Source organism: Mesorhizobium sp. WSM3879, assembly GCF_002294915.1.
Lineage (GTDB): Bacteria > Pseudomonadota > Alphaproteobacteria > Rhizobiales > Rhizobiaceae > Mesorhizobium.
Genome location: NZ_NSFZ01000006.1, coordinates 213,904 through 234,939, shown reverse-complemented (window position 1 = coordinate 234,939; position 21,036 = coordinate 213,904). Strand labels below are relative to the sequence as shown.

Below are 21,036 nucleotides of genomic sequence, written 5' to 3'. Positions count from 1 at the left end.
AGTCATGAATGCATTGCCCGAGATCCGCCTCGAAACGGCACGTCCCGCGCTTGACGCGCGTCCGCTGGAAAAGCGCGTCGGGCTGATCGCATTAGCCACCGACCACACCAGCGAGGTGGACTTCCGCCGCATGGTGGCGAGCGAGCGGATCGGCGTGTATGTCGCTCGCATTCCCTATGCCAATCCGACGACAGCGGAAAATCTGCGCAAGATGCAGCCGTCCCTTTCGGCCGGCGCGGCGCTCATCTTGCCGGACGAGACGCTCGATGCCATCTGCTACTCCTGCACCTCTGCCTCAGTAGTGATCCGCGATGCCGAGATTGAGGCCGCGATCCAGGCGGCTAAGCCCGGCGTTCCCGTGGTCACGCCGCCGATGGCAGGCGTGCGCGGCCTAAAGGCCTTAGGGGCGAAGCGCATCAGCATTCTCACGCCTTATACCATCGAGACCAGCCGGCCGATGGCCACCTATTTCGCGGCGCATGGTTTCGATATCAAGAGCTTCACCTGCCTCGACTTCAAGGACGATCGCGAAATGGCACGCATCAAGCCCGCTTCCCTTGTGGACCTCGCGCGCAAGGCAGCGGATGCGCAGGCCGATGCGCTGTTCGTCTCCTGCACGGCGCTGCGCGCGGCTCTCGCAGTTCCCGACATGGAAGAAGCGATCGGCCGTCCGGTCGTCACCAGCAATCAGGCCAGCGCCTGGAACTGCCTGCGGCTTTGCGGGGACGGCGCAGCGCGGCCCGAATTCGGCCGGCTGATGATGAAGCGGCCAGGAGATAACTCCCACTAAGGAAAGCTCTCCAAGGTTCCCCTCGACTGCGGTCGTTGCCCTACGAACTCGCAGGACTTGCGCATACCTTCCCGATGCTCCGCGCACCATCGAACCCCGAGCATACATGAGGTCCGGATATGAAGTAATCGCTACAAAATAAGGCTGTCACCTTTTGCTTTGTTTATGCTGTTCTTGGATATCTCCTACTGATCCGCTGCCAGCTAACGCTTATTAAACATATCTAACTTTGTCGCGCGAGCCCCTGTTTGCGATTTCCTCGTAATCCTTCGCGGAGATGCTTGCATTGTCGTCTACGTCGGAGTTATGGCAATCACGGGTTGTTAAGTCAAGCTTGTCTCGAACAATAGAATGTGAGGGTTGAGCGCCGCTCAAATGTCGCTCAGGCATTACTGTTATCGCGAGAAAATACCGGAGAGCTGTTCACAGGTGAATTAGTTGTTTTTTGTCGATTCTGCGCGGGCGGCCAAAAGGGAGTTATTGGGAATGATTGAATCGATATGACACTGGAGATATGGGCCTCGGCAATGCCCGAGGTGAAGTCCCGGATCAGGAGACTTTTCCCTCAGGAACGTGTGGCGATTTCGGCCGGACTGTTCCTTGAAGGCCTGCTCCGGGATGCGCATCGCAAAACCGGGTGGATGCGCGCCGAGGCTGCGGGTGACCCTGGGCCGTGGTGCCAACAGGCCATTCTCGGAAGGGGCCGGAGGGACGCAGACGTCTCGCGCGACATTGTGCGCGAATATGCCCTCGAAACGTTGGCTGACGCCGAAGCGGTCCTGGTGATCGATGAGACGGTTTTCGTCAAGCAAAGCAAGACGTCCTGTGGGGTAGCGCGGCAGGTCAATGTCTCGACGGGCAAGACGGCAAATTGCCAGATCGGCGTGTTCGCCGCCTATGCATCCAAGCACGGGAATGCTTTCGTCGATCGCGTGCTGTATCTGCCAAGGGCCCTGCACGGAAGACCCTGCCCGCCTTGCGCAGTCCCACGTGCCTGGGGCAGGACTTTCGCGACGAAGTCCCGCCTAGCAATTGATATGATCGCGCGTATCGTCTCAGCCGACGTACCGTTCAGTTGGGTAGCCGTCGACTTGGTCTACAGTGACGTCGACATCGAGATGGCCCTACGACGCTGGTCCAAGGGATACGTGCTCGCCGTTAGCGCAGACCATCATTTCGCTTTCCGAAATCGCCTTTTTCCGGAAGGAGGAATGGCCGAAGATATCGCACGGAACCTCGATCTCTCCGGTTGGCGGATATTCCCCCCAGGAGAGGCGCTAAAGGGCTCTAAATCATGGGCTTACCGCCCGTTCACTGACACGGACCTCGCGCAATTCGATAAAACCCGCTCAGGCCTCTGGACCGCAGGGCTCTTAATCCGACGCGATGCCAATCAGGCTCTCAGCTACTTTTCAACATGGTCTCCAGTGGGAACTGAGATCGAAACCTTTGTCGCAGTGCACCAATGCTGCAGGATTGTCGAGGAAAACCTCCGCACGGCGAAGAACGAGCTGGGCCTCGACCATAACGAAACCGTTCTTGGCGCGGGTGGCATCGCAACGTCTCGCTCGTGCATTCGCGATGGTGTCGACCGTTCGCCACAAGGCGAGCCTCGACCCCTCGGGAGCGGTTGGAAGGCTCATGGAAACGAGCCGCCGCTTCGAACGCTTACCGAGGCCTCCCAGGAAGCCGAAGCCGGGATCGCTCGGCGCCGCGGCCGCTGTCCATGGCAAGATCAATCCCGCGAACGTAGCCGCAAGCCCTTGCCGGTCAAAACGCAATAGTAGCGTGAGGTTTCCATCATGACACGAGATCCACCCCTCTTCCGAAACAGGACCGACCAGGCCGCCGGATTAGCTTGGATTGGGAGAAATTCATGCGACAAATGCCTCATCGGTGATGGATCGACCCTGAGCAAGGGCGTAGCGCGAAGCTCTGCGAGGGCACGCGTTTCGGGTTGGAGCGAGTGTCAGTTGTCCTTTAGGGAGAACGCCGTTTGAAAGCCGGGATTCCAGTGAAACAGTCCAGAAAGTTGCAGAACTTGCACCATGCCCAGGCAATGTTGAGACAAATTCGTCAGACGGCGCAGTCAGATGGTGAGAGCCTCCTGACCTATTTGGTCGAGATGGCTTACCTAGAAGCCAGCGATCGAATTCGGGCAATTTGGCATGCAACCCGGGCGGAGTCCGGGGGCGGGCGCACTGGCGAAGAGAATGGCCCACCGACCTAGGCCCTGCCCTTACTTGGACAAGCACGTAATCTTCGTTGAGAGGTTAGGCTCGATCCTCAACCGGCCGTACTCGAAGTAAACGAGATGCCATCCCTTCGATGGCTGCAATGAGACCTAGTGGGAATGTGCAGTTTGCGCCTTTTGAGATGACGCCTTCAACCTGCGCCGCACATTTGGACCGCCAGCACGTCTCGAATAGGAAGGCTTACAGAAAGAAAGGAGCATGATTATGATTGACGACAATACCGAGCGCACAAGCGCAGAGGACGCCAATACAGAACAGACGGGCGTGATTGAGGAGAATACTGCGCGCATAAACGTGGATGAGAAGGCTGCCGAGGCGCCCAGCATGGATTTACTGTCCCTTACGGCAGATATTGTCGCGGCTTACGTCCGGATGAATGCGATCCCTGTTGCCGGACTTCCGGACTTGATCGCTAGTGTCAATTCTGCGTTGAGGGCGATTGTTGTGCTGCCGCCTGGTTCAGAAGGCCCCGGGCTCGTTCCGGCAGTCAACCCCAAGCGGTCCGTGTTTCCCGACTATATCCTCTGCCTGGAGGACGGAAAAAAATACAAGTCCCTTAAACGCCATCTCAAAGCCCATTTCGGCCTGACACCCGAGGATTATAGAGCAAAATGGGGACTTGCCCATGACTATCCGATGGTGGCGCCTAACTATGCTGCTCAGCGTTCTCGTCTTGCAAAGTCAGCTGGTCTCGGCCGCAGGTCAGCCGTCAAAACACCAGTGTGAAGATCCAACCTCGCTGCTTGCTGGCGCCTTCTGATTTTTTTGCCACGGCAAACGCGTCCTCACCTAGGGAGTGGGGTGATGGGAATGCGGTTCAGCCATGACGTAACCGGCGAACTGCATGGTGGCACAGGCTTCTCAAAGCCCATGTTGCAATCGTTCTAGCGCTGATTGGGATCTCGTCTGCCGCCTCATGTCGCGGCCGACAACCGACCTTGGCTGCCGATCCAACTCCTATGGACGTCATCGAGCGAGCCGCAAAGGGCGCAAGGCAGGTTATGACATAGGGAAACAGTTCTGTTCCGAATGGGAAGCATGTGGGCCGGCCCCGCGGACGGCCAAGGTATGAGGAAGCCTAGAACGTCCCTTCACGGATGTAGCCGGGAAAATCGTGCTGTGGTAGCGATGGGCAACCTCGCCCCTCGTTCCCCGGCGGTTAGGCGGAACTGCCTTTCTCCTATCTTTGCTATAACAGCGGCGGTCTTAGCTCGCACCCTCCTCCTTTTCGAGCCACGGGTGCCCCAAATGACAACTTGGGGGGGGCGTTGCCTATTGCAACAAGTCGCTTCGGAAACTCTGTAAACCGCTGATCGCCAGCCAGCGCGCCCGCGCCAAGTGCGATGTCCAGGCATCAAGTGCCCGTGCCGGTTCGCGCTTAGGGTCGATTTTCAAGATGTCCCAAGCCGCGTCGCTCCAATCGGCGCCCTCTGCTTCCGCGACCAGCAAGGCAGCGTAGGCGGCGATGTGCGCTTCGTCATAGGCGGTGACGGCGGCCCGATCGGGGGCCTTATCGTCGATCTCAAGTTCCGAGGTGGGAAATATCTCCCAAGCTTCTGGCTATAGTGACGGCGCGTCCTCTCTGCACCTGCCCTATCATACTGAGGCGGAGATTCAACCATTTCGTGCGCCTGGTACCCGAACCGCGCGTGCGCCACCGCTTCTCTCCATCACCATTATTGCTGTTATGCAGGTATCGCCGTCGACACGTATGTCGAATAGAACCGATCCTCCGGTTTTGTTCGCGGCGCCAGCCACGCGATCACCGAACGGTTGATGCACGCCCTCGCGGTAGCCGAGTGACGGCCCAAACAACGCCAGTTTAACATGCTCCGCCACCATGACTGCTGGGGTGCACGCCGGCTGGCGCAAGCGGCTATAGCAAGGGCTGGTTATCCACACTTCAGCCGCCGACTCCGCAGCCGATGCGGCGTCACAGTCGCGCTATTTGCCGGCGCTACCTTCGAGCGTCGGCCCCGTGTTCAGGCCCTTTGCTGCTACTCGCCGGACTTTTCCCAGGAGCCTCTTAGTCTTCGCCAGGGTCCTCGTGGATAGACCCGCAAGGCTTTTTGGATGGCGCAAGGAAGACTGATGCTAGGACGTGGATTGATTAGAGCGTTGCGCCAGGACGACGCTCAACAGGTGCGCGCGCGCATTGCCGAACTGGGGCGCGACCTCATGACGACCACGCCTTTGCGACGCCATCGACGTTTCGACGCCGGCCATGAACTTCCCGAAGGCGAAGTTCCGCCTGGAGAAGCTCGAACAATGCATCAGCCAAATACCGGAGAGTTCTGGGCGATAGCGGAAGCTTCGCCGGTTGCCATCCTTGCTCGCCGAGGTTGACAGCATTCATTTCCCCTTCATTCAACGTTCCTGATGGCAGTCTTTCTGCCGAGCGAGCCGGCCACCGCCTGATAAATATGGCCGACCGGGCTAGGCTATGGAAGGCTGTCGACGGCCCGGGTCCATCGACGATTGCCATTTGCTATTCACCCGGCTGCGCCGCGTTTGGACACCTGTACAACGTTGCTTACCAACTGACGGGCATGTCTAGGCAGCATGCTAAAATAATCTTTGAAAGCTTTCAAAAAATGGGAAGAGGAAACGTGGTTCGCATAATCCAGCCCCGCCTTCATGCCCATTGCCTAGCGTCCGTTGAGGCAATTTCATCTCTCTATACGATTTTCAGGCTGTAGGGTTTGGCGTGGGTACGCTTTGCCGCTAAACAAAAGATCGTTTTGCCCTCGCGTCATACAGAAATATCAAATATCCGGATTGATCGGACAAATTCCAAGTGGCATAGGTTGATTGCATATCGTCACCTGACGGATATGAGGACGTGGTGATTGAAGGAGCACGCCAATGCCCGGGGAACCAAACAATAATATGATTGAACTTACTGCCGATATCGTTGCTGCCTATGTCCAAAAGAACGCGGTTCCAGTGTCCGGATTGCCGGATTTGATCGCGAGCGTGAATTCGGCATTGTCGAATATTAGCCCGCCATCTCCCACACCAGAGCCTGTCCCCAAACCGGCAGTTAATCCCAAAAGGTCGGTGTTTCCGGACTACATCATTAGCCTTGAGGACGGCAGGAAATACAAGTCACTCAAGCGGCATCTTGCGACCAGTCATGGGCTGACGCCTGACGAATACCGGACGAAATGGGGTTTGGCCAAGGACTATCCCATGGTTGCGCCGAGTTATTCGGCGACCCGATCGGCATTGGCAAAGTCGCTGGGCTTGGGACGAAAGCCAGCTCCAGCCAAGAAACCAGCGACGAAACGCAAGGCCAGGGCCTGAGGTCTGGCCGCTATTGCCTTGGGCACTCAACGCCACCCGGAAGGCTGGCGTTGAGCATCGTGACGAACGTCACACCTGGATGCGGCCGAAGCGTGAGGCTCACTGGCATAGGCCGACAGCGGCTTGTCCGGCTTGAAACACAGGTCGCGTTCGACAGGCAAGCCCAGGCGGCCACGAACGGCAGCGAGCTCGTAGAGGCTCAGACTACCGATCTCAGGTAGCCAAGTCCCAGGTCCTAAAGTCCAAATGCGAGGTCAGGGTGCTCGGGGTAAATTTCCGTCAGGAGCCAGGTCGCGCCGGCATCCGGCGTGAACAGCTTAAGGACCGGGACGAACTCGGTTCGTCGTCGGTGCCGCGGAGAGGTGCTGCTGGCGACCATTCGCCAGCAGCTTCTCCCGCAGTCTTTGGTCAAGAACTGCATGGCGGCCTCCTATTCGTCAGCCTTAGGCGTGCGCAGGACGACCCGCCCGTCGATGGGCAGTGCGTCGAGGAGGAGCGTTCCGCCCTCGCCGTCGTCGTGGGCGAAGAGGGAGCCGATGTGGACCCAGAAGCCCTTCTGGCCTTCCCTGGCGTCGCGCACGGTGTAGGTTTGGTGGAGCGGCCATTTCGCCTCGGGTTGGTGTTGCGATTGTTGGTCATGGTCTTTTCCTTTGGTTGATGGTTTCTGTCTCGGAGGACGTTCCAAAGAAGACGGCTGCGCCGGCTAGAAGGGAACGTCATCGGCTCCGGCGGACTAGCGACGGAAAAGGCGACTGCCAACCGCATGGCACCGAGTGTGATGGCCGGATTCGTCGCCACAATCCTTCCCGTGGTGACGGTCGATGGTCCGGTTGTTGGACCCACGACTCGCGAAATGCGCGGTAAGACGTATGATCCCTAATCTCCCGTACCGAATAAAGGGCATTGCGGCGGCCTGGGAGTTGAGCTTCCGCCTATATCCAGAAGCCTGACAATGTCACGCGCCAAGGTGCCTGATCCTGCGAAGGGGCCGTCCAACGTGCGATCATCTAAGGAAAAATCCGGGAAGTCGACGCGAATATGCCGCGCAAATGATCCGACACTTCACCGGCGACGATCAGATTGACCAAGTGCTGGATTGATAGCCGGGAGCAACCAGGCGCGGCCCAAAGACATTCGGCGGCTCGGCGATTGGCAACTGCAGGCCGCGCAGGCCGTGCTCTCGCGCAGCCTGGAAATCTACCAAAGCGCGCATTTTGGAAGGTCGCCCTCGTGCATCACCATCCACAAGAACCCCGAGTTCAAGGAAGACGAAATCCTCGGCGCCATCGATGCGTTCCGGAAAGGGACGGATGTAGAACTCGTTCAAATCGTCCGAAACGTCCCTTGGCAAGGGATCCGTTTCAATGCCTAGGATCGGCCAGACGGCTATCCAGTGACCCGCGGCACGTACATTCCAGTTAGCCCCAGTGAGGTGCTATTATGGACGCAAGGTAGCGTCAAAGGCGTCCACATGCAGGGAGCAAGTCGCGACGTCTACAAGGAGGGGGCGCTCAAGCCGACGCCTTCGCCGGTGCTGGTCCGCCGTTTCACGGGCCAAGGCGGTTGGCACGACACGTGCTCAGCCATTCTTGGGCTCACCAAGATGGATTGGAACAACAACACACTCTACAAGAAGCTGCCGGTGACGCTTGGGTACTCCAAGACCCTCGCGATATCATCCAGCAGAATCCCAATATGGTGGATGAAGTCTACGACTTTCGGAATTTCATGTAGGGTCAAGCAGTACAGAGGCGTCAGCGTGATGTGGCAACGCTCCTGTCCGCTTTAGTTAACCGGCCTCATGTCGGCAACGGCCGAAATGGGGGGCGCATTGTTGCGTTTCGTAGGCCCGCTTCGAGAACAGACATCCTAGGGCCGCAACCTGGATCTGGAGCTCGTCGAACTCGCTGGCATCGAAGCCATCACCGACTAGCCGGACAAGGTGCGCCAGGAGATCGTCCTGCCGTGGCTGCCCAAATGCCAGCCGGTAGACCGTCAGGCTTCGTTTCAGCCATTGGAGCCGTTTCTCCTCTCGGCTCAATGGTATCAGCGGCGCGCGCCGCTCCACCTTAGTCGAGCCTTCAAAGATCCAATATGGAATGAGCTCGTCGCGGCTTTTGGTAGCGCGTCGTGCTGCGGCGAACATGGCGGCCCAGGGGTCTGCAGGTGGCATTCGGCCTTGTCGCACTGCGTCAGCGTGTGCCTCGGCGACGTTCAGGCGAATGGCGTGGCCCTTGAAGCGGTGAACGCGCCCTTCACGCTGCTCCAGATCGACCGGGTTACCGGGCAAGTTCCAGTGGTAGACCCGGTGGCAAAACGGGTGAAAGTCCAAACCCTCCTGGCCGATCGAGGTCGTGGCAAGGACGAATGGCCTGAAAGGCGAATTGAAGGCTTCGCGGACAGTTGACAGCCGGACGGCACCACCTTCCTCATCCTTGAGTTCGGCCAGCCGCATGGCAAACCGACCGCGCATCTTGATAGGCTTCTTGAAGACGAAGCGTCCGTTCTCAGCCCTCACGTCGTCGACCTCGATCTGGGAGGGGCGAATGGACAGCGCCCTGACCATGGCCTCTGCCACACCTCTTGCGCGCTCGGACGGCGTTTTGGCCACCAGCCCCTCGCCTTCAACGAGATAATGCACATATTCGTCGAGAACGGCCTGGAGATTGTGTGCTCCGCAATGGGCGAGAACGCTGCGCCAATAATGCTCATCGCTCTCCTGGCGCAGCAGCGCCACGGTCTCATGCTGGTTGAACAGGGTTCGGAAGCCCCAGGCAACATGGGCCGCAGCCTCAAGCAGCTCTGGCGCGTCCCAGGCAAGTTCAGGTGCAATGCGTCTGATAGCACGGACGGCGCATACCGCGGGGCTGCCTAGTGCAATATCGACGAGCAGTTCCAATGTAGCTTCACTGCCATCTTCTCCGATGCCTTTTGCGGAGATCAGCTCGACGACGTGGTCCCGGAAGCCGGCTTCATTGCCGGTCGAGGCGAACGCTCCGCTCCGGAGCCACTCCGACGCCCGATTGCCAGCCGCAACATTCAGCAATGCGACGCTCGACCATTCCCAATCTCGCGCGCTAGAGTTGTCGCCATCCTCGGCCCTGGGAAGCCCAGCAAGACTTTCGGCAAGCTTGTGGCGCAGGGCGGTCCGCATCTCCTCGGTGGAGGGCCGTTCGGCAGCTGCGGCAAAAACCGCTAAGGGGTCCCCGAGTTCGGCCAGCAGTGGGGAGGGGTAGATGAGATTGAGAGTGCGCAACGCGGCCGGTCGATTGTTGGCGTCGAGCCGGAATTGCAAAGGCCGGCGTTTCGCTGCGTCCGAGTAGGCCAGCTTCGTTTCCGCAGCCCCCATACGCCGCTCGGCTTCGTAGGAGATGAGGGCTGCGAGCGCGTCCGGCACCATCTGCCAGGCGGAGAAGACCAACGCCTTGGTCAGCGTCGGCGCTTTTGCCTCGTCGCCATAATAGGGGAGCGACGGAGATATCCAGAGGTGCTGATCGAGTTTGGCGTCGAATAGGTCCGACATCAGTGCCCTGAGCCGGGCATTTCCCGGCTCGACCGGCTTGTACTTCTCGATGTCGTCCATCCGCAGTGCCAACGCCTCCGCCTCGGCGACTGCTGCGACAAGGGCGGGGTCTGGCTTCGCCACCGCGTCCTTGAGCAACTTCTTGAGCTTATACTCCCGCATGAAGTTCAGCAGGTAAGGCGCGGACTTCCAGTATTCGATGATCTCAGGCGCCCCGGCGCTTCGCGCGACCTGAGCCGCCACAATGGCCTGACGAAGATCGTCCGCGGCTATCTTCGCTTCCATTGATGGCTCGCTCAGCATCGAGTCCCTCTCGATGGTGCTGTCGATCCTTTCGGTGCGACTCATCACCTTCTTGAGCCGCGCTTCGATGCCCTTTCGCGCCTTCTTGGCTTGCTTGGTCGCGGCCGGCAATCGCTGGAGGAAACGGCGGAACTGGCGCATCTCGAGGTCGAGTTCATCCGCAACTGCGGACGCGCGATCGCGACCGTGCAGGAAACCGATGGTCTTAAGGAAATCCTTATAGTGGTCGCCGTCATCGGGTGAATCCTCGGACAGGGTCAGCATCTTATAGGGCGTGGCCGACAGCAGCAGGGTGCGGGCACTCGCTTCCTGATCCCCATACTCGAACAGCGCGCGCGCCAGGTCGGCGGCATCGTCGTCGCCCGAGAGCAGCTCGCGGAAACGCTGGAATTCGTCGAGGATGATCAGGTCAGGTTGCAACGCCATCACACAGAGGACCAGGACCTGGTCGAATTTGCTCAACGTGGCTGCAGGCACGCAGGCGAGCTGGTCGGGCCTGCTGATCAGTTTCTTGGCTGCGCGCGGTGCCAGGGCAGCCAGATGCTCCAAAGCCTCTTCGTCAACGAACGGTGACATCACGGCGATGCTCCTGCTCCTGGTTGGCTTCCAGCCGCCGGTCTTGATGCCATTGACGTGGAAATCCAAGGTGTCGCAGCCTGCGGGCATATCCCATTCGACGTATCTGAGTTCGTCGGCCATCGCCAAGGTCACGCGTTGCCGCGCGTCATCCATTGACCCGACGGCCATGCCTGGCAATTCCTTGAGCAGATCGTGCAATGGCCTGTTGCCAGCGGAAGGCCTCGAGACAACCTTGCCATCGAGTGACAGCGCAGCGTCCCAGGATCTATCGCGGGTTAGATTGCGCGACAGGATCAGCAAGCGCATTTTAATTGGATCGTCGGCGTAGAGCGGCTTGAAGCGCAGTAACCAGAGCTTGGGATGGAAGCTGCCATCGCCTGGCGACTTCACCTCAACCACCGTCTTCTCAAGGAGGGAGGCCAGGCGTGATCCTTCGCTTTGTCGGCATTGATCTGCCCGGCGTCGACGTACGACAAGCCTTTTGGCAGTGCGTTCAAAGGCTTCGAGCAGTGCGACGTGGTCGCTCAGGACATCGTCTCGGTTCTTGGACGACAAGAAGGCAATGTTGACCGGGACAGCCAGGGCCGTCTCGAAATCCATCGAGAAGGTTGTGGCCACCCCGCAATCGAATTCGTAGCCCGGAGGAGCCTTGAGGCTATCGCCGTAGAGCAGGCGCGTTTCTGGATCCAGTGGCGACTTAGCCACGGGCAAGATCCTGCAAATGACGGCTTGCTTGCGACCAGCGGAACTGGAGGCGGTAAGCGCCAGACGATCCCTTCCAGCGGCCCAGTGCTGCTTGGTTGGTGAAGCGCGACTGTCCCTTCTTCAGGCGCCGCTCTCGCTCCTTCACCAATGCCTGCCCTTTGGCCTTGTCTCGCTTGAGGCCGCCGCTGGTCTTGAGCAGTTCGGTCCAATCGATCACGAACCGTCGCGCGGGCTCGAGCACCCGATGCGCCGGGTGGCGGATCTCATCCCAGAAGTCTTCCAGCGACCAGTGCTTCAACCGGGCAAGATCAAGGTCCTGCTGCCACTTCTCGATCTCCGACTTGTAGTTCTCGACCCAGTCATCCTTGTCACGCAGCTGGCTGAGCTGGAGATTGTACTGGAGGGCAGCGCCGTACATGGCCTCTGAGAAGATCGAGGCGTGCTCGACGAGGCGGCGCATGCGGGCGGGGAATTCGGAAACGTGCGGATGTGCCCAAATGTAGCCGGCCCGAGCATTGCCGCCCTTTCGAGCGAGGAAGGTAAGCAAGCTGTCGGGATTGCTGGCGTTGAGACGGTCCACGATGAATTCGGCTTCTTCGTCTTTCAGCGCAAAGCTCGCATTTTCGAAGAGGCCTTTCGGCGCCGCGGGAAGCTGCGGGTGCCATAGCGCTGACCCGGAACGGTTCGCACCATAGTCGTCTTCGTCGTGGTCCCTGCTGGTCTCTTTCGGCCAGGAAGGCAGCGAGGCGGCATAGGAGTCGATTGATCCCGGGAACAGCCGGATTCCCCAATTCTCCAAACCAGCCCAATAGACGCTGGCAGGCAGTCTTTTCAATTCACGGCCGGCATTCACGCCGATAACGCCATTGTTCTCCTTGCCTGCAACCAGGGCATTGCGAAGCTTGAGCTGGTCGGACCGCATCTGGTCCAGCACCTCGATGGAATTTCGATGGCGAGGAAGCCGAGAGAAGATCCAGGGGACGAACAGTAGCGGAGGCGGGTTTGGACGGTGCTGGTGCCGGGGAAGATGTAATCGGCGATGGAATCCCGGATCGCGCCCAGACCGAGTTCATCTCTTGCTTCCTGCTCGGTGAAGAGCTGCATCAGGGCATGGGCCCGTTCGCGCTCCTTTTCGTCAAAATCAATCCATCCGATTGAAGACAAGAGTATCTCCACGCATGGGGTGCTCCTAAAAAACCAGGTGTGTAAACTGCTTGGTTCATCCCTAGACCAGCTATGGCACCATGCAGGAATTGACCGGCGCGAGCAACTAGGAGTCAGAAGTTATTCTCAAGAGCGTTGCAGTGTCCGACATGCAAGAATTAAACTCGGTGTTATTAAAAAACGATAGGCGAGGCTCTTGGCAGTTGTTCGCTGGGAAAATCACAGCAGATGGGAAATGCCTTGAGAGGACCGGCGGGAGAGAGGGCAGCGCCAGCAGGCAGTGAGCGATGCGTCGAGCCATGTTCTCACACAGTCTCCCACCAAAAAACTACGCGTCCGGCTCCGACCCTCAATTTGTCACTCGCATGGCAAGGACGTGTTGTCCGGTTTTGAGATCTCGCGAAAGCTCGTCGAACGACTCAAATGGGGCGCAAAGCCGCCATTCGGTTAAGCTGGTAGTCCACCGGCTCGATGCCATGGTGTCACCCGTAACTCGGTGAGCACCGCACGGCGTAACATCTAGGTTGGCACCGACTATTTGTGACACCTTAGCGACGGGCCTAAACCCCGAAAAGTCACTTGGGGGTATACCCTGAAGTACCATGCGGTGCCACGCGGACTCGACGTCTCTGGACGTCATGTGAAAGACTAAATTCATACGGAGTAGTATGTTCTATTCGAGTTTGCGTTGGCGACGAACTCCGCCACGACAAGAAATAGTCTTGCGCCTGGTTTTCGCCTCAAGAGGCAGCTCCCTGTGTCGAGTTTTATGAGGGACGCGAGTGAACTGGATTGAACAACACTCTTCCTAACGTTGGTCAAGACAACTAGCGCCAAGGCCGAGCTGCCGGCGAGGTAGTAGTGGCTGGGGTGTGGCGTCGGAAGCTACTCCGAACGACTTCCCTAAGTACTGACCAATGTTCGTCGACGCAGCTAAATAGGATTCGTGTCAAATCCGCAAAAAGATCACTTCCTGCCCGTGTTCTACCTCTCAGTGGATGCGAGATGAGAAGGTCGTGGAATACAGGAAAGTTTATAGCGCCGAATTTTGGATCTCCCGCAGCCGGTGCGATGGCCGAGCAGAGTGGCAGCTAATAGCGCGAAAGTTGGTTCCACCGAGGGATCAAATTCCTTGTCGACAAGGAGACGCCTCCGGCCGATCAACGGCCCTACACTCGGTCTTAACGTAGGCTTCTCATAGTCTCCCAGACACCTAATGGGAACGTGCCACTCAAGATGCGGGAGAGCCTGCTGCGATAGCTGCGACGCTGAATTGATCAAGAGACAATGGTGCAGCCGCCTATCTTGCATGGGTTGTGGGAGGTGACCTCCGGGACGTAGCCGACGGTGAGCCGAGCTGTGGGAGTTAGCGTCCGCGAAGACAATGCAGTATTGAACAATCATATTAGTGGAAGCTTAAGCACTTCTGCGTAATTGGTACTTGCCCAGCTTGACGGGCCTTGCTAATGATTCCGTGCAAACGGGGGTTTGGAAAATGTCAAAACGCAGTTTTCTATCGCCAGTGGCCTTGTCGGCCACGATGATTCTTGGCGGCCAAGTACAGGCCGCAACGCTTGTCGAATCGGCAAATCAGCCTTCGACCAAGCTGGCAGAGGCTGGGACGGTTCCAGCGGACCTCGGCTACGGTGAGGTTCTCGACCGCTCCAATGGTACGGGCGTCATCATGGCGTACCATACCAGCCATTCGAGCCATGCTAGTCACGGGTCTCATTGCTCTGGCTACAGTTATTGCTGATGGCGGACGCTCCTCGCGATAGCGAGCTCGTCCGGACTGCCCAAGCCAAGTTTGATCTGTCTGTCTTCGGTCTCGATTGTGTGAAGCGCGCAGCGTACCGGGCAACCGGGAACGCTGCCATCGAGATTGCCATCGAAGGCGGCTTCGCCGTTTGCACGATCAACTTCAGTAAGGCGGTCGGGCGAGCTTCGGCGGACGCAGCGATAGAGAGGCTGCGGCTCGAGGTGTTGGACCAAGACCTGCGAGGCACGATCGCAGCCGAAACAGCTTCAGTTAGGAATGCGATATTGGCATTGGCCTTCTCGAGATCGGGCCTACAGGCGGATGACTAGGTTTGCTCCGGCGAGCGACTTTCGCCGACCAGTGGACGACACGTACCAGCTGGCTTACTTCCGTTTTTCGCCGCTGGATGACGAACGGTATGTCCTGACGAACCAAGCCGGTGAATTTCTGGTGCTGCCGCGCGCCGTGCTGGCTTCCCTTGTCAAGCACGAACTGCCAAGCACCCACCCGGCGTACTCCCGTCTTCGCAGCCGTCAATTTCTGTTCGATGCCTCCTCAAATTTGGGGCGAGACCTGCTGGCGCTAAAGGTTCGCACCAAGGCAAAGCGGCTTGAGAACTTCACGTCGCTTCACATCATGGTCGTATCCCTGCGGTGCGAACATTCCTGCCCGTACTGTCAGGTTTCTCGTCAAAGCGAGGATCGCTCGGCCTTCGACATGTCGGAGGAGACTGCCGAGAAGGCATTAGCGCTTATTTTTCAATCTCCAAGTCCGGCGATAAAGATCGAGTTCCAAGGCGGCGAACCCCTCCTAAACTTCCCTCTGATCCAGCATGTCGTGCGCCGGGCTGAAGAGATCAATCAGACAGCCGGACGATCCTTGCAGTTCGTTATCACGACAAACCTCGCCGTCGTGACGAACGAAATCCTAGAGTTTTGCCGCCAGCATCGCATCCTGATCTCCACATCGCTAGATGGTCCGGCTGCCCTTCACAACGCCAACCGCCCCCGCCCCGGAAAAAACAGCTGCGAGTTGGCCGTCGCAGGCATTCACAAGGCTAGAAACGCCCTCGGCCACGAGCGAGTTAGCGCGTTGATGACCACTACGAAGGCTAGCCTCTCGCAAGTCCGCACGATCATCGACGAATACGTTAGCTTGCAGTTCCCGGGGATATTCCTTCGACCGCTCTCTCCATACGGTTTCGCCGTCAAGACGAAGTTCTATGCCGCCTACGACGCGGACCGCTGGCTCGATTTCTATTTCGAAGGACTGAACTACATCCTGGAGCTCAATCGGAGGGGAATTCCGTTCAAGGAGTTTTACGCGGCGACCATCCTCACGAAGATGCTGACGCCATTCGAGCCGGGATACGTGGACCTTATGAGCCCAGCTGGCATCGGTATCTCAGCCGTCGTCTACAACTACGACGCCAGCGTATACGCCTCCGACGAGGCTCGAATGTTGGCTGAAATGGGCGACAAAACCTTCCTGCTCGGGAATGTTCACGAAAACACCTACGCTGAGATCTTTGGGGCCGATGCCCTACTGGACCCAATCGAGCAATCCTTCGCGGGTTCAGTCCCAATGTGTTCCGAGTGCGCTTACGAGCCGTTTTGTGGTTCCGACCCGGTGTTCCACACCGCAACGCATAGCGACTTCGTTGGCCTCAAGACCCGCTCCGGCTTCTGCAATCGTAACATGTCGATCTTCAAAAGATTGATTGCGCTGATGGAAAGCGACGTTGCTACTCGTGAGCTGTTTCTAAGCTGGGCGAATTAAGATGCTACGTTTGAGCGGATTTGCTTCGTCAGCCAGCATCGAACCGTCCGCCCCTCGATCGGCACTGCGGCTTATGACCTCAACAACAGGTCAGGCGCCGAATCCAGATCATGACGCCTATCTTTTCCGGGGTGACAAGTCTGCTCCTGACTGCCGATGGGTCGTGACCTTTGAAGAGCATCAGGCCGAGGCTGAGGAGATCTTCTCAAACCGAGAGCTGATCGTTCTGCCTGATTACTTTTCCTACCTCGGCGATGGAGACGTTATCCGCTTCGGGCCGGATCGAAAGGCGGTGCGCGTCCTCTTTCGCAAGCAGGCCAACGCCAACTATTTCCTGGTGACCGAGCGGTGCAACCATCTCTGCTTGATGTGCTCTCAGCCGCCAAAAGATGTCGATGATCACTGGCTGGCGCGAGAAATCATAGATGTGCTGCCGCTGCTGCCCTCAACGACACCGTTTCTCGGCATAACCGGAGGAGAGCCAACGCTAGTCGGCGAGGACTTTTTCGAGATTTTGTCCTGTGCCCGCGACCACCTCCCCTCCACGCCAATCCACATTCTATCAAACGGCCGGTCATTCAAGGACAAGGCGTTCGCACAAAGATATCAAGCGATTGGGCATCGCCGCCTTTCGATAGGCATACCGATCTATTCCGCGGACCCGGAGGTTCACGACTATGTCGTTCAGTCCAAAGGCGCTTTTGACGAGACAATCCGTGGGATCATGAACCTGAAGGCCGTTGGGGCTGAAGTCGAGATACGGGTTGTGGTTCACAAGCAGACTTACGAAGGACTGGCCGACCTGTCGGATTTCATTTTTAGAAACCTGACTTTCGTCGATCACGTAGCGTTTATGGGCCTTGAGATCACTGGGTTCACAAGGGCGAATATGGATAAGCTCTGGATGGACCCCTACGATTATAGAAGTGAGTTGCGGGCGGCAGTCCAGTATCTGGGTGCCGCCAGGATCAACGTCTCTGTCTACAATCACCAGCTTTGTCTGCTTGATAGATCCCTCCATGGATACGCAAAGCAGTCGATCAGCGACTGGAAAAATGAATATGTAGAGGAATGCAACGACTGCTCGAAGCGCAACCAATGTGGCGGCTTCTTTTCATCTAGCAACCTCGCGCGAAGCGCCCACATCTCAGCATTTCAATAGCGTCTTGCTTTCATTTCATCCGCGGTCGATGCATGCTCCCAGAATTGCAGGGGTGACGACGGCTTCCATGGAACGCGTTGACTATGAGTCGCTGATATCCAAGACCGCCCTACCCGCCTTGACCGCGAGGTAGATCAGAGCGGGGATGGATATCCGCCCTCCGCAGGGTCGATGATCACCTTGCACCAGTTCGATAGCGACTTCCACAGGTCACTGTCCATGGTCGTAAGATTGATGGGGAGGTCTTGCGCGTTCCGCTGTACGGTGTGCTTCAACTGGATCAGCAACTGGCTACCATCAGGACGTTCAACGTGGACATTATCGAGAACCTCAAGGCCCACGACTTGGCCGCTCTTCACTTTTAGCAACTCATGAGAAAGTAATAATACTGATGGTCGACACCGATTTGATTTATCTGGCATGTTGAAGAAGTCTGCCGTATTGCCTTGAGGATGCCCTCGTCGCCGTTGTGGTAGGTGAATGTGATCTCGATCGAGCCGTCGTCGAGCAGTTCGGCGTGGCCATCGTCTGTGACTTCGTCCATCTCGTCACATCCGGCCCATGTGAAGTGAACGATCGAGGGGCTGTAGCTGAGATCGAGGCCGGCTTGCAGGACGCCAAAGGCGATCTCGCCATTGTTGTCGCCGCCGATGGTGATCATGGCGGGGCCGCCGAGGTTTAGGTAGCTGCGATCCCACAGATCCGCTTCGACGATGCGCCAGCGGAGCCATCCTTCGGCGCTTCGCCTGAGCTGTCCTTCGGCTTTGACGCTCTTCATCGAAGCCCAGGCCTCAATCAGCGTGCCGTCGACCGAGAAGTGATCCGTCGACAGCAGCTTCTTGACCTTGGGCTGCGCCAGCACCGCCGCAAGGACCTTCGCCGCGATGTCGCCCTCAAGAAGCCGGTCACGGTTCTTGGAGAAGACAGAATGATCCCAGGCCGCATCGTCAACGCCAATCCCGACGAACCAGCGGAACAGAAGGTCGTATTCCAGCCGCTCCATCAACAGCCGCTCCGAGCGGATCGAATAGAACGCCTGCAAAAGCATCGCCCGAAGCAGCTTCTCCGGCGGGATCGAGGGCTGTCCGATCGGCGAATACAGCGCCGCGAACTCACGCTCCAGCGCCGACAGGGCTTCATTCACGATCATCCGGATCGCCCGCAATGGATGATCGCGCCGAACACGGGCTTCAAGGTCCACGTAGCTGAACAGTTCGCCAGTTCGATCGTCCCCGCCGCGCACTCGCTATCCTCCGAATCCCTTCGGAGCCAGTGAATCACCGCTGCGGTCCGGTGACCAGTGACTTTTTCAACAGCCTGCTAGTCGTATCGACACGCGACCTCGCGCCCATGGGGTACCTACAGATTTCGCAAAAAAGAGGCCTCAAGTGTTTATCCCGACGCCCAGTTGCAAACCGCTATTGCAAGTGTTCAAAAGGGCGAATTGAGCTGTCGATCCAACCGATTCAGTCGCCGACTTCGCCCTCTCCGCTATTGAGGCGGGAAAATCTCTCCTTCAGTTAAAGGCGGGGAGCATGTCCGGTTCAGCGGGGGCTCAACCGTCGAGGTGACCGGCAAGAGCGCAGAGCGGCCTTCTTTGTGACCAAGAGAAAAATAGCCTGCCTTCGGACGGGGGCTAACCTCCACAGCTTGCCGCACAGGCCCAGAAACGCGACTTAGCACCTGTTCAAATCACAAGATCGCGGCCTCACCTTCTTTGCGAGTGATCTCATCGACGGTTCGGCTGTGGCGAAGCCCGTTGCGGAGTTCGGTCAGTTGATTGAACTTTCCGATCGCCGCGAAGCGCGGCTCGGAGTTTGACCCAGAAAGCTTTGTTCGTGATCGGCCTCATGCAGGTCACGCAGATCGAAGTATTCGAGCTTTCCGGTTAGCGTCTTGACTGCTCGGCATGTCCAGAAAGCCGACGAACGGATCGGCCAGGCATTATGCAGGAACGCGGCTCTCGCCGCAAGCACGCCGCTCATTGCAAGTAACAGCCGAGGATCGTCTTGCCCGCTTCGCTGATAGAACGAAAAATAGGTTGAGCCCCAACATCTATGTCGTCGAGACCTCGGCATGGGACAGCCCATGCGCAGCAACAGCGATTTGGGTCGCCGCAACACCGCTGAGAAATCCGCGGCGACCGACGGTCTCCCAAACTGATAGGCAGCCAGAAGGCTGCGAACCATTAACATTGAAGATAGAGCTCGGACGACCAAAGAACATTGATTTCACTACGCGAGGCACAGCACTAGTCTTTACTTCAGCACACAGGACGTTCGCCATTCATGTTCGGAAAGTTGACCACTTGAACATCACAGAAGCTCTCCACACCAATGTCACTTGGCACGTAAAAAAGCGTCACGCCTTCAGGTAGCCACGCCTTGCAATAATCGACCGCACGAGCCAGTCGTTCGAACGAATATCTTCTTCTTCCCTGCTCCGCACCGATAAACCGGAACTGAAACGAGTCTTTGGTTGTACACCCATTGCTCGCTACGCGCACCTCTACAAGCTGCGGATAAATGTGAACCGATAATATTTCGCCACTTGATCCTGGTTGCGAAACTAGAAGTAGTTGCGCAAACATGAGCGCCTTCATATTAATTTCCTATGGCGTTCTTGATCAGCCACGCATGAGTGGAACTCTCCCCTCCACATTGACCATTTCCGAGTTCAACCTTTTGACATCGGTTGGATGCATAGCAAGGTGATTTTCGGATAAAGTCTCTTGCGCCTCGCACAACTATGCCTTTAGCCACCAATTCGCCTTTGGCCAGCTTGTCAGCGTCGACAACGACCGAACCAGAGTTGCCGCCGTACGTATCACTATCCGCAACAAAATAGTTCTCTTCGACGGCTATCACCGACGCGTTCCTCGTAATTTTGGCAGGCATGCCAATTGGATATCCAATCACTGTAACCGATTGGTTCTTGGTGACGGCTCCAGGAGACCTGTCCTGTATCAAAAATGACGGCCTACCTTCTATAGGCCGGTCCACTTCTATAACCCTCCAGTCTGCCTCTAACGTATCAGGAGCATAGTTACCGGCAACAATCTTCTTGCATTGATACACATTTCCGACCGGAATCCGCGTTGGTTCAGTTTCAGCGTCAGACCGATAGAATCCAAAGACGATTTTGGTATTAGCGCAGAACGATTCGTCCGGAATACAATGCCCTGCTGTCGCAATAAGCTTTTCCCCCACCTTAAAGCCACTGCAGAATGCTGTCTCTGGCTCGTCATAGAAACTTTCCGGAGGAAGGCCGAGCGACGCGGTCTGTTCTTTCGTGCAGAGCCTAGAAGGCGTCTGCTCGACGGCGATGTAAGATGGATCGCTATCCGGGCTAAGTTTAGATGCCATCATGAATGCGGCGGTCCCCTCCACCGCACGCTTTTCCTCGGCAGTCCCACAGTAGTAATTGGCCCGACTATCATCGCCGTAAATGACCTTGTCGTTCAAGCAATCGAGCGCTCTACGCACCTCCTCAGACTTGTTCAGATAAATCGTCTGAAGAGCAGAGTCGTGCTCAATGCTCTTTTCGACCGTCTGCATTTTCACTGCAGTAGAGGTGAGCGACTTCTCTACATCATTCAGCTGCCGGATCGCAGCTTGGATATCCATTGAGTCATCCGCATGAGATGCACAGGTTAGAGCTGTAAATAGTGAGGTACAAACAATCAGGCGCTTCATAATGAACCTCTGCCCT

At 57.4% G+C, this 21,036-nt stretch carries 11 protein-coding genes and 4 pseudogenes; 7 read left to right on the top strand and 8 right to left on the bottom strand.

Annotated elements, in window-relative coordinates; all coding sequences use genetic code 11:
* Positions 1–4 precede the first annotated feature (4 nt).
* The 3 genes and pseudogenes from eutA to CK218_RS16175 all read left to right on the top strand — a co-directional run bounded on the left by eutA (position 5) and on the right by CK218_RS16175 (position 3,771).
* Positions 5–790 carry an ectoine utilization protein EutA gene (gene eutA / locus CK218_RS16190; RefSeq protein ID WP_095776685.1) on the top strand — a complete coding sequence of 262 codons (786 nt, stop codon included), beginning with the start codon at positions 5–7 and terminating at the stop codon, positions 788–790.
* A 500-nt stretch (positions 791–1,290) separates the two neighbouring features.
* Positions 1,291–2,401: pseudogene (locus CK218_RS16185) on the top strand (IS701 family transposase); the annotation flags it as partial.
* 968 nt (positions 2,402–3,369) lie between these two features.
* Positions 3,370–3,771, top strand: a complete 402-nt coding sequence (locus CK218_RS16175; RefSeq protein WP_095776686.1) for a MucR family transcriptional regulator — start codon at positions 3,370–3,372, stop codon at positions 3,769–3,771.
* Positions 3,772–5,139: 1,368 nt separating this feature from the next.
* Here CK218_RS16175 and CK218_RS30630 read toward each other — a convergent pair.
* Positions 5,140–5,397 (bottom strand): hypothetical protein, encoded by a 258-nt coding sequence (locus tag CK218_RS30630; protein ID WP_170954327.1) that lies wholly within the window; start codon positions 5,395–5,397, stop codon positions 5,140–5,142.
* Between the two features lie 513 nt (positions 5,398–5,910).
* Between CK218_RS30630 and CK218_RS16155 the strand changes: the two genes are divergently transcribed.
* The gene (locus CK218_RS16155; protein ID WP_095802530.1) at positions 5,911–6,351 is read left to right on the top strand and encodes a MucR family transcriptional regulator; all 441 of its coding nucleotides are present in this window, start codon (positions 5,911–5,913) and stop codon (positions 6,349–6,351) included.
* Positions 6,352–6,377: 26 nt separating this feature from the next.
* On the opposite strand, the pseudogene CK218_RS16150 reads toward CK218_RS16155, so the two are convergent.
* Positions 6,378–6,679, bottom strand: a pseudogene (locus CK218_RS16150) (DUF2958 domain-containing protein); the annotation flags it as partial.
* Here CK218_RS16150 and CK218_RS30950 point away from each other — a divergent pair.
* Positions 6,611–7,009, top strand: a complete 399-nt coding sequence (locus CK218_RS30950) for a hypothetical protein (RefSeq protein WP_210201071.1) — start codon at positions 6,611–6,613, stop codon at positions 7,007–7,009. The pseudogene CK218_RS16150 and the gene CK218_RS30950 overlap by 69 nt on opposite strands.
* Before the next feature lie 417 nt (positions 7,010–7,426).
* Here the strand turns inward: CK218_RS30950 and CK218_RS30625 are convergent, their stop codons facing one another.
* The 3 genes and pseudogenes from CK218_RS30625 to CK218_RS16135 all read right to left on the bottom strand — a co-directional run bounded on the left by CK218_RS30625 (position 7,427) and on the right by CK218_RS16135 (position 12,565).
* A complete protein-coding gene (locus tag CK218_RS30625) occupies positions 7,427–7,678 on the bottom strand; it encodes a hypothetical protein (protein ID WP_170954326.1) in 252 nt (83 codons plus the stop codon).
* Positions 7,679–8,140: 462 nt separating this feature from the next.
* The gene (locus CK218_RS16140; RefSeq protein WP_210201068.1) at positions 8,141–11,461 is read right to left on the bottom strand and encodes a helicase-related protein; all 3,321 of its coding nucleotides are present in this window, start codon (positions 11,459–11,461) and stop codon (positions 8,141–8,143) included.
* A pseudogene (locus CK218_RS16135) lies at positions 11,454–12,565 on the bottom strand (DUF6361 family protein). The gene CK218_RS16140 and the pseudogene CK218_RS16135 overlap by 8 nt, the downstream one beginning before the upstream one ends.
* Before the next feature lie 2,179 nt (positions 12,566–14,744).
* Here CK218_RS16135 and hxsB point away from each other — a divergent pair.
* Positions 14,745–16,163 (top strand): His-Xaa-Ser system radical SAM maturase HxsB, encoded by a 1,419-nt coding sequence (gene hxsB, locus CK218_RS16125; protein WP_210201065.1) that lies wholly within the window; start codon positions 14,745–14,747, stop codon positions 16,161–16,163.
* 1 nt (position 16,164) lies between these two features.
* Positions 16,165–17,325 carry a His-Xaa-Ser system radical SAM maturase HxsC gene (gene hxsC / locus CK218_RS16120; RefSeq protein WP_095802535.1) on the top strand — a complete coding sequence of 387 codons (1,161 nt, stop codon included), beginning with the start codon at positions 16,165–16,167 and terminating at the stop codon, positions 17,323–17,325.
* Positions 17,326–18,094: 769 nt separating this feature from the next.
* On the opposite strand, the pseudogene CK218_RS16110 reads toward hxsC, so the two are convergent.
* From CK218_RS16110 to CK218_RS16100, 3 genes and pseudogenes are all read right to left on the bottom strand, one after another.
* Positions 18,095–18,568: pseudogene (locus tag CK218_RS16110) on the bottom strand (transposase); the annotation flags it as partial.
* 1,020 nt (positions 18,569–19,588) lie between these two features.
* Entirely contained in the window at positions 19,589–19,927 is a 339-nt protein-coding gene (locus CK218_RS30185) for a hypothetical protein (protein WP_141245924.1), read from the bottom strand.
* Between the two features lies 1 nt (position 19,928).
* Positions 19,929–21,020, bottom strand: coding sequence for a serine protease (locus CK218_RS16100; RefSeq protein WP_143749643.1), 1,092 nt, complete (start codon positions 21,018–21,020; stop codon positions 19,929–19,931).
* Between the last annotated feature and the right edge of the window lie 16 nt (positions 21,021–21,036).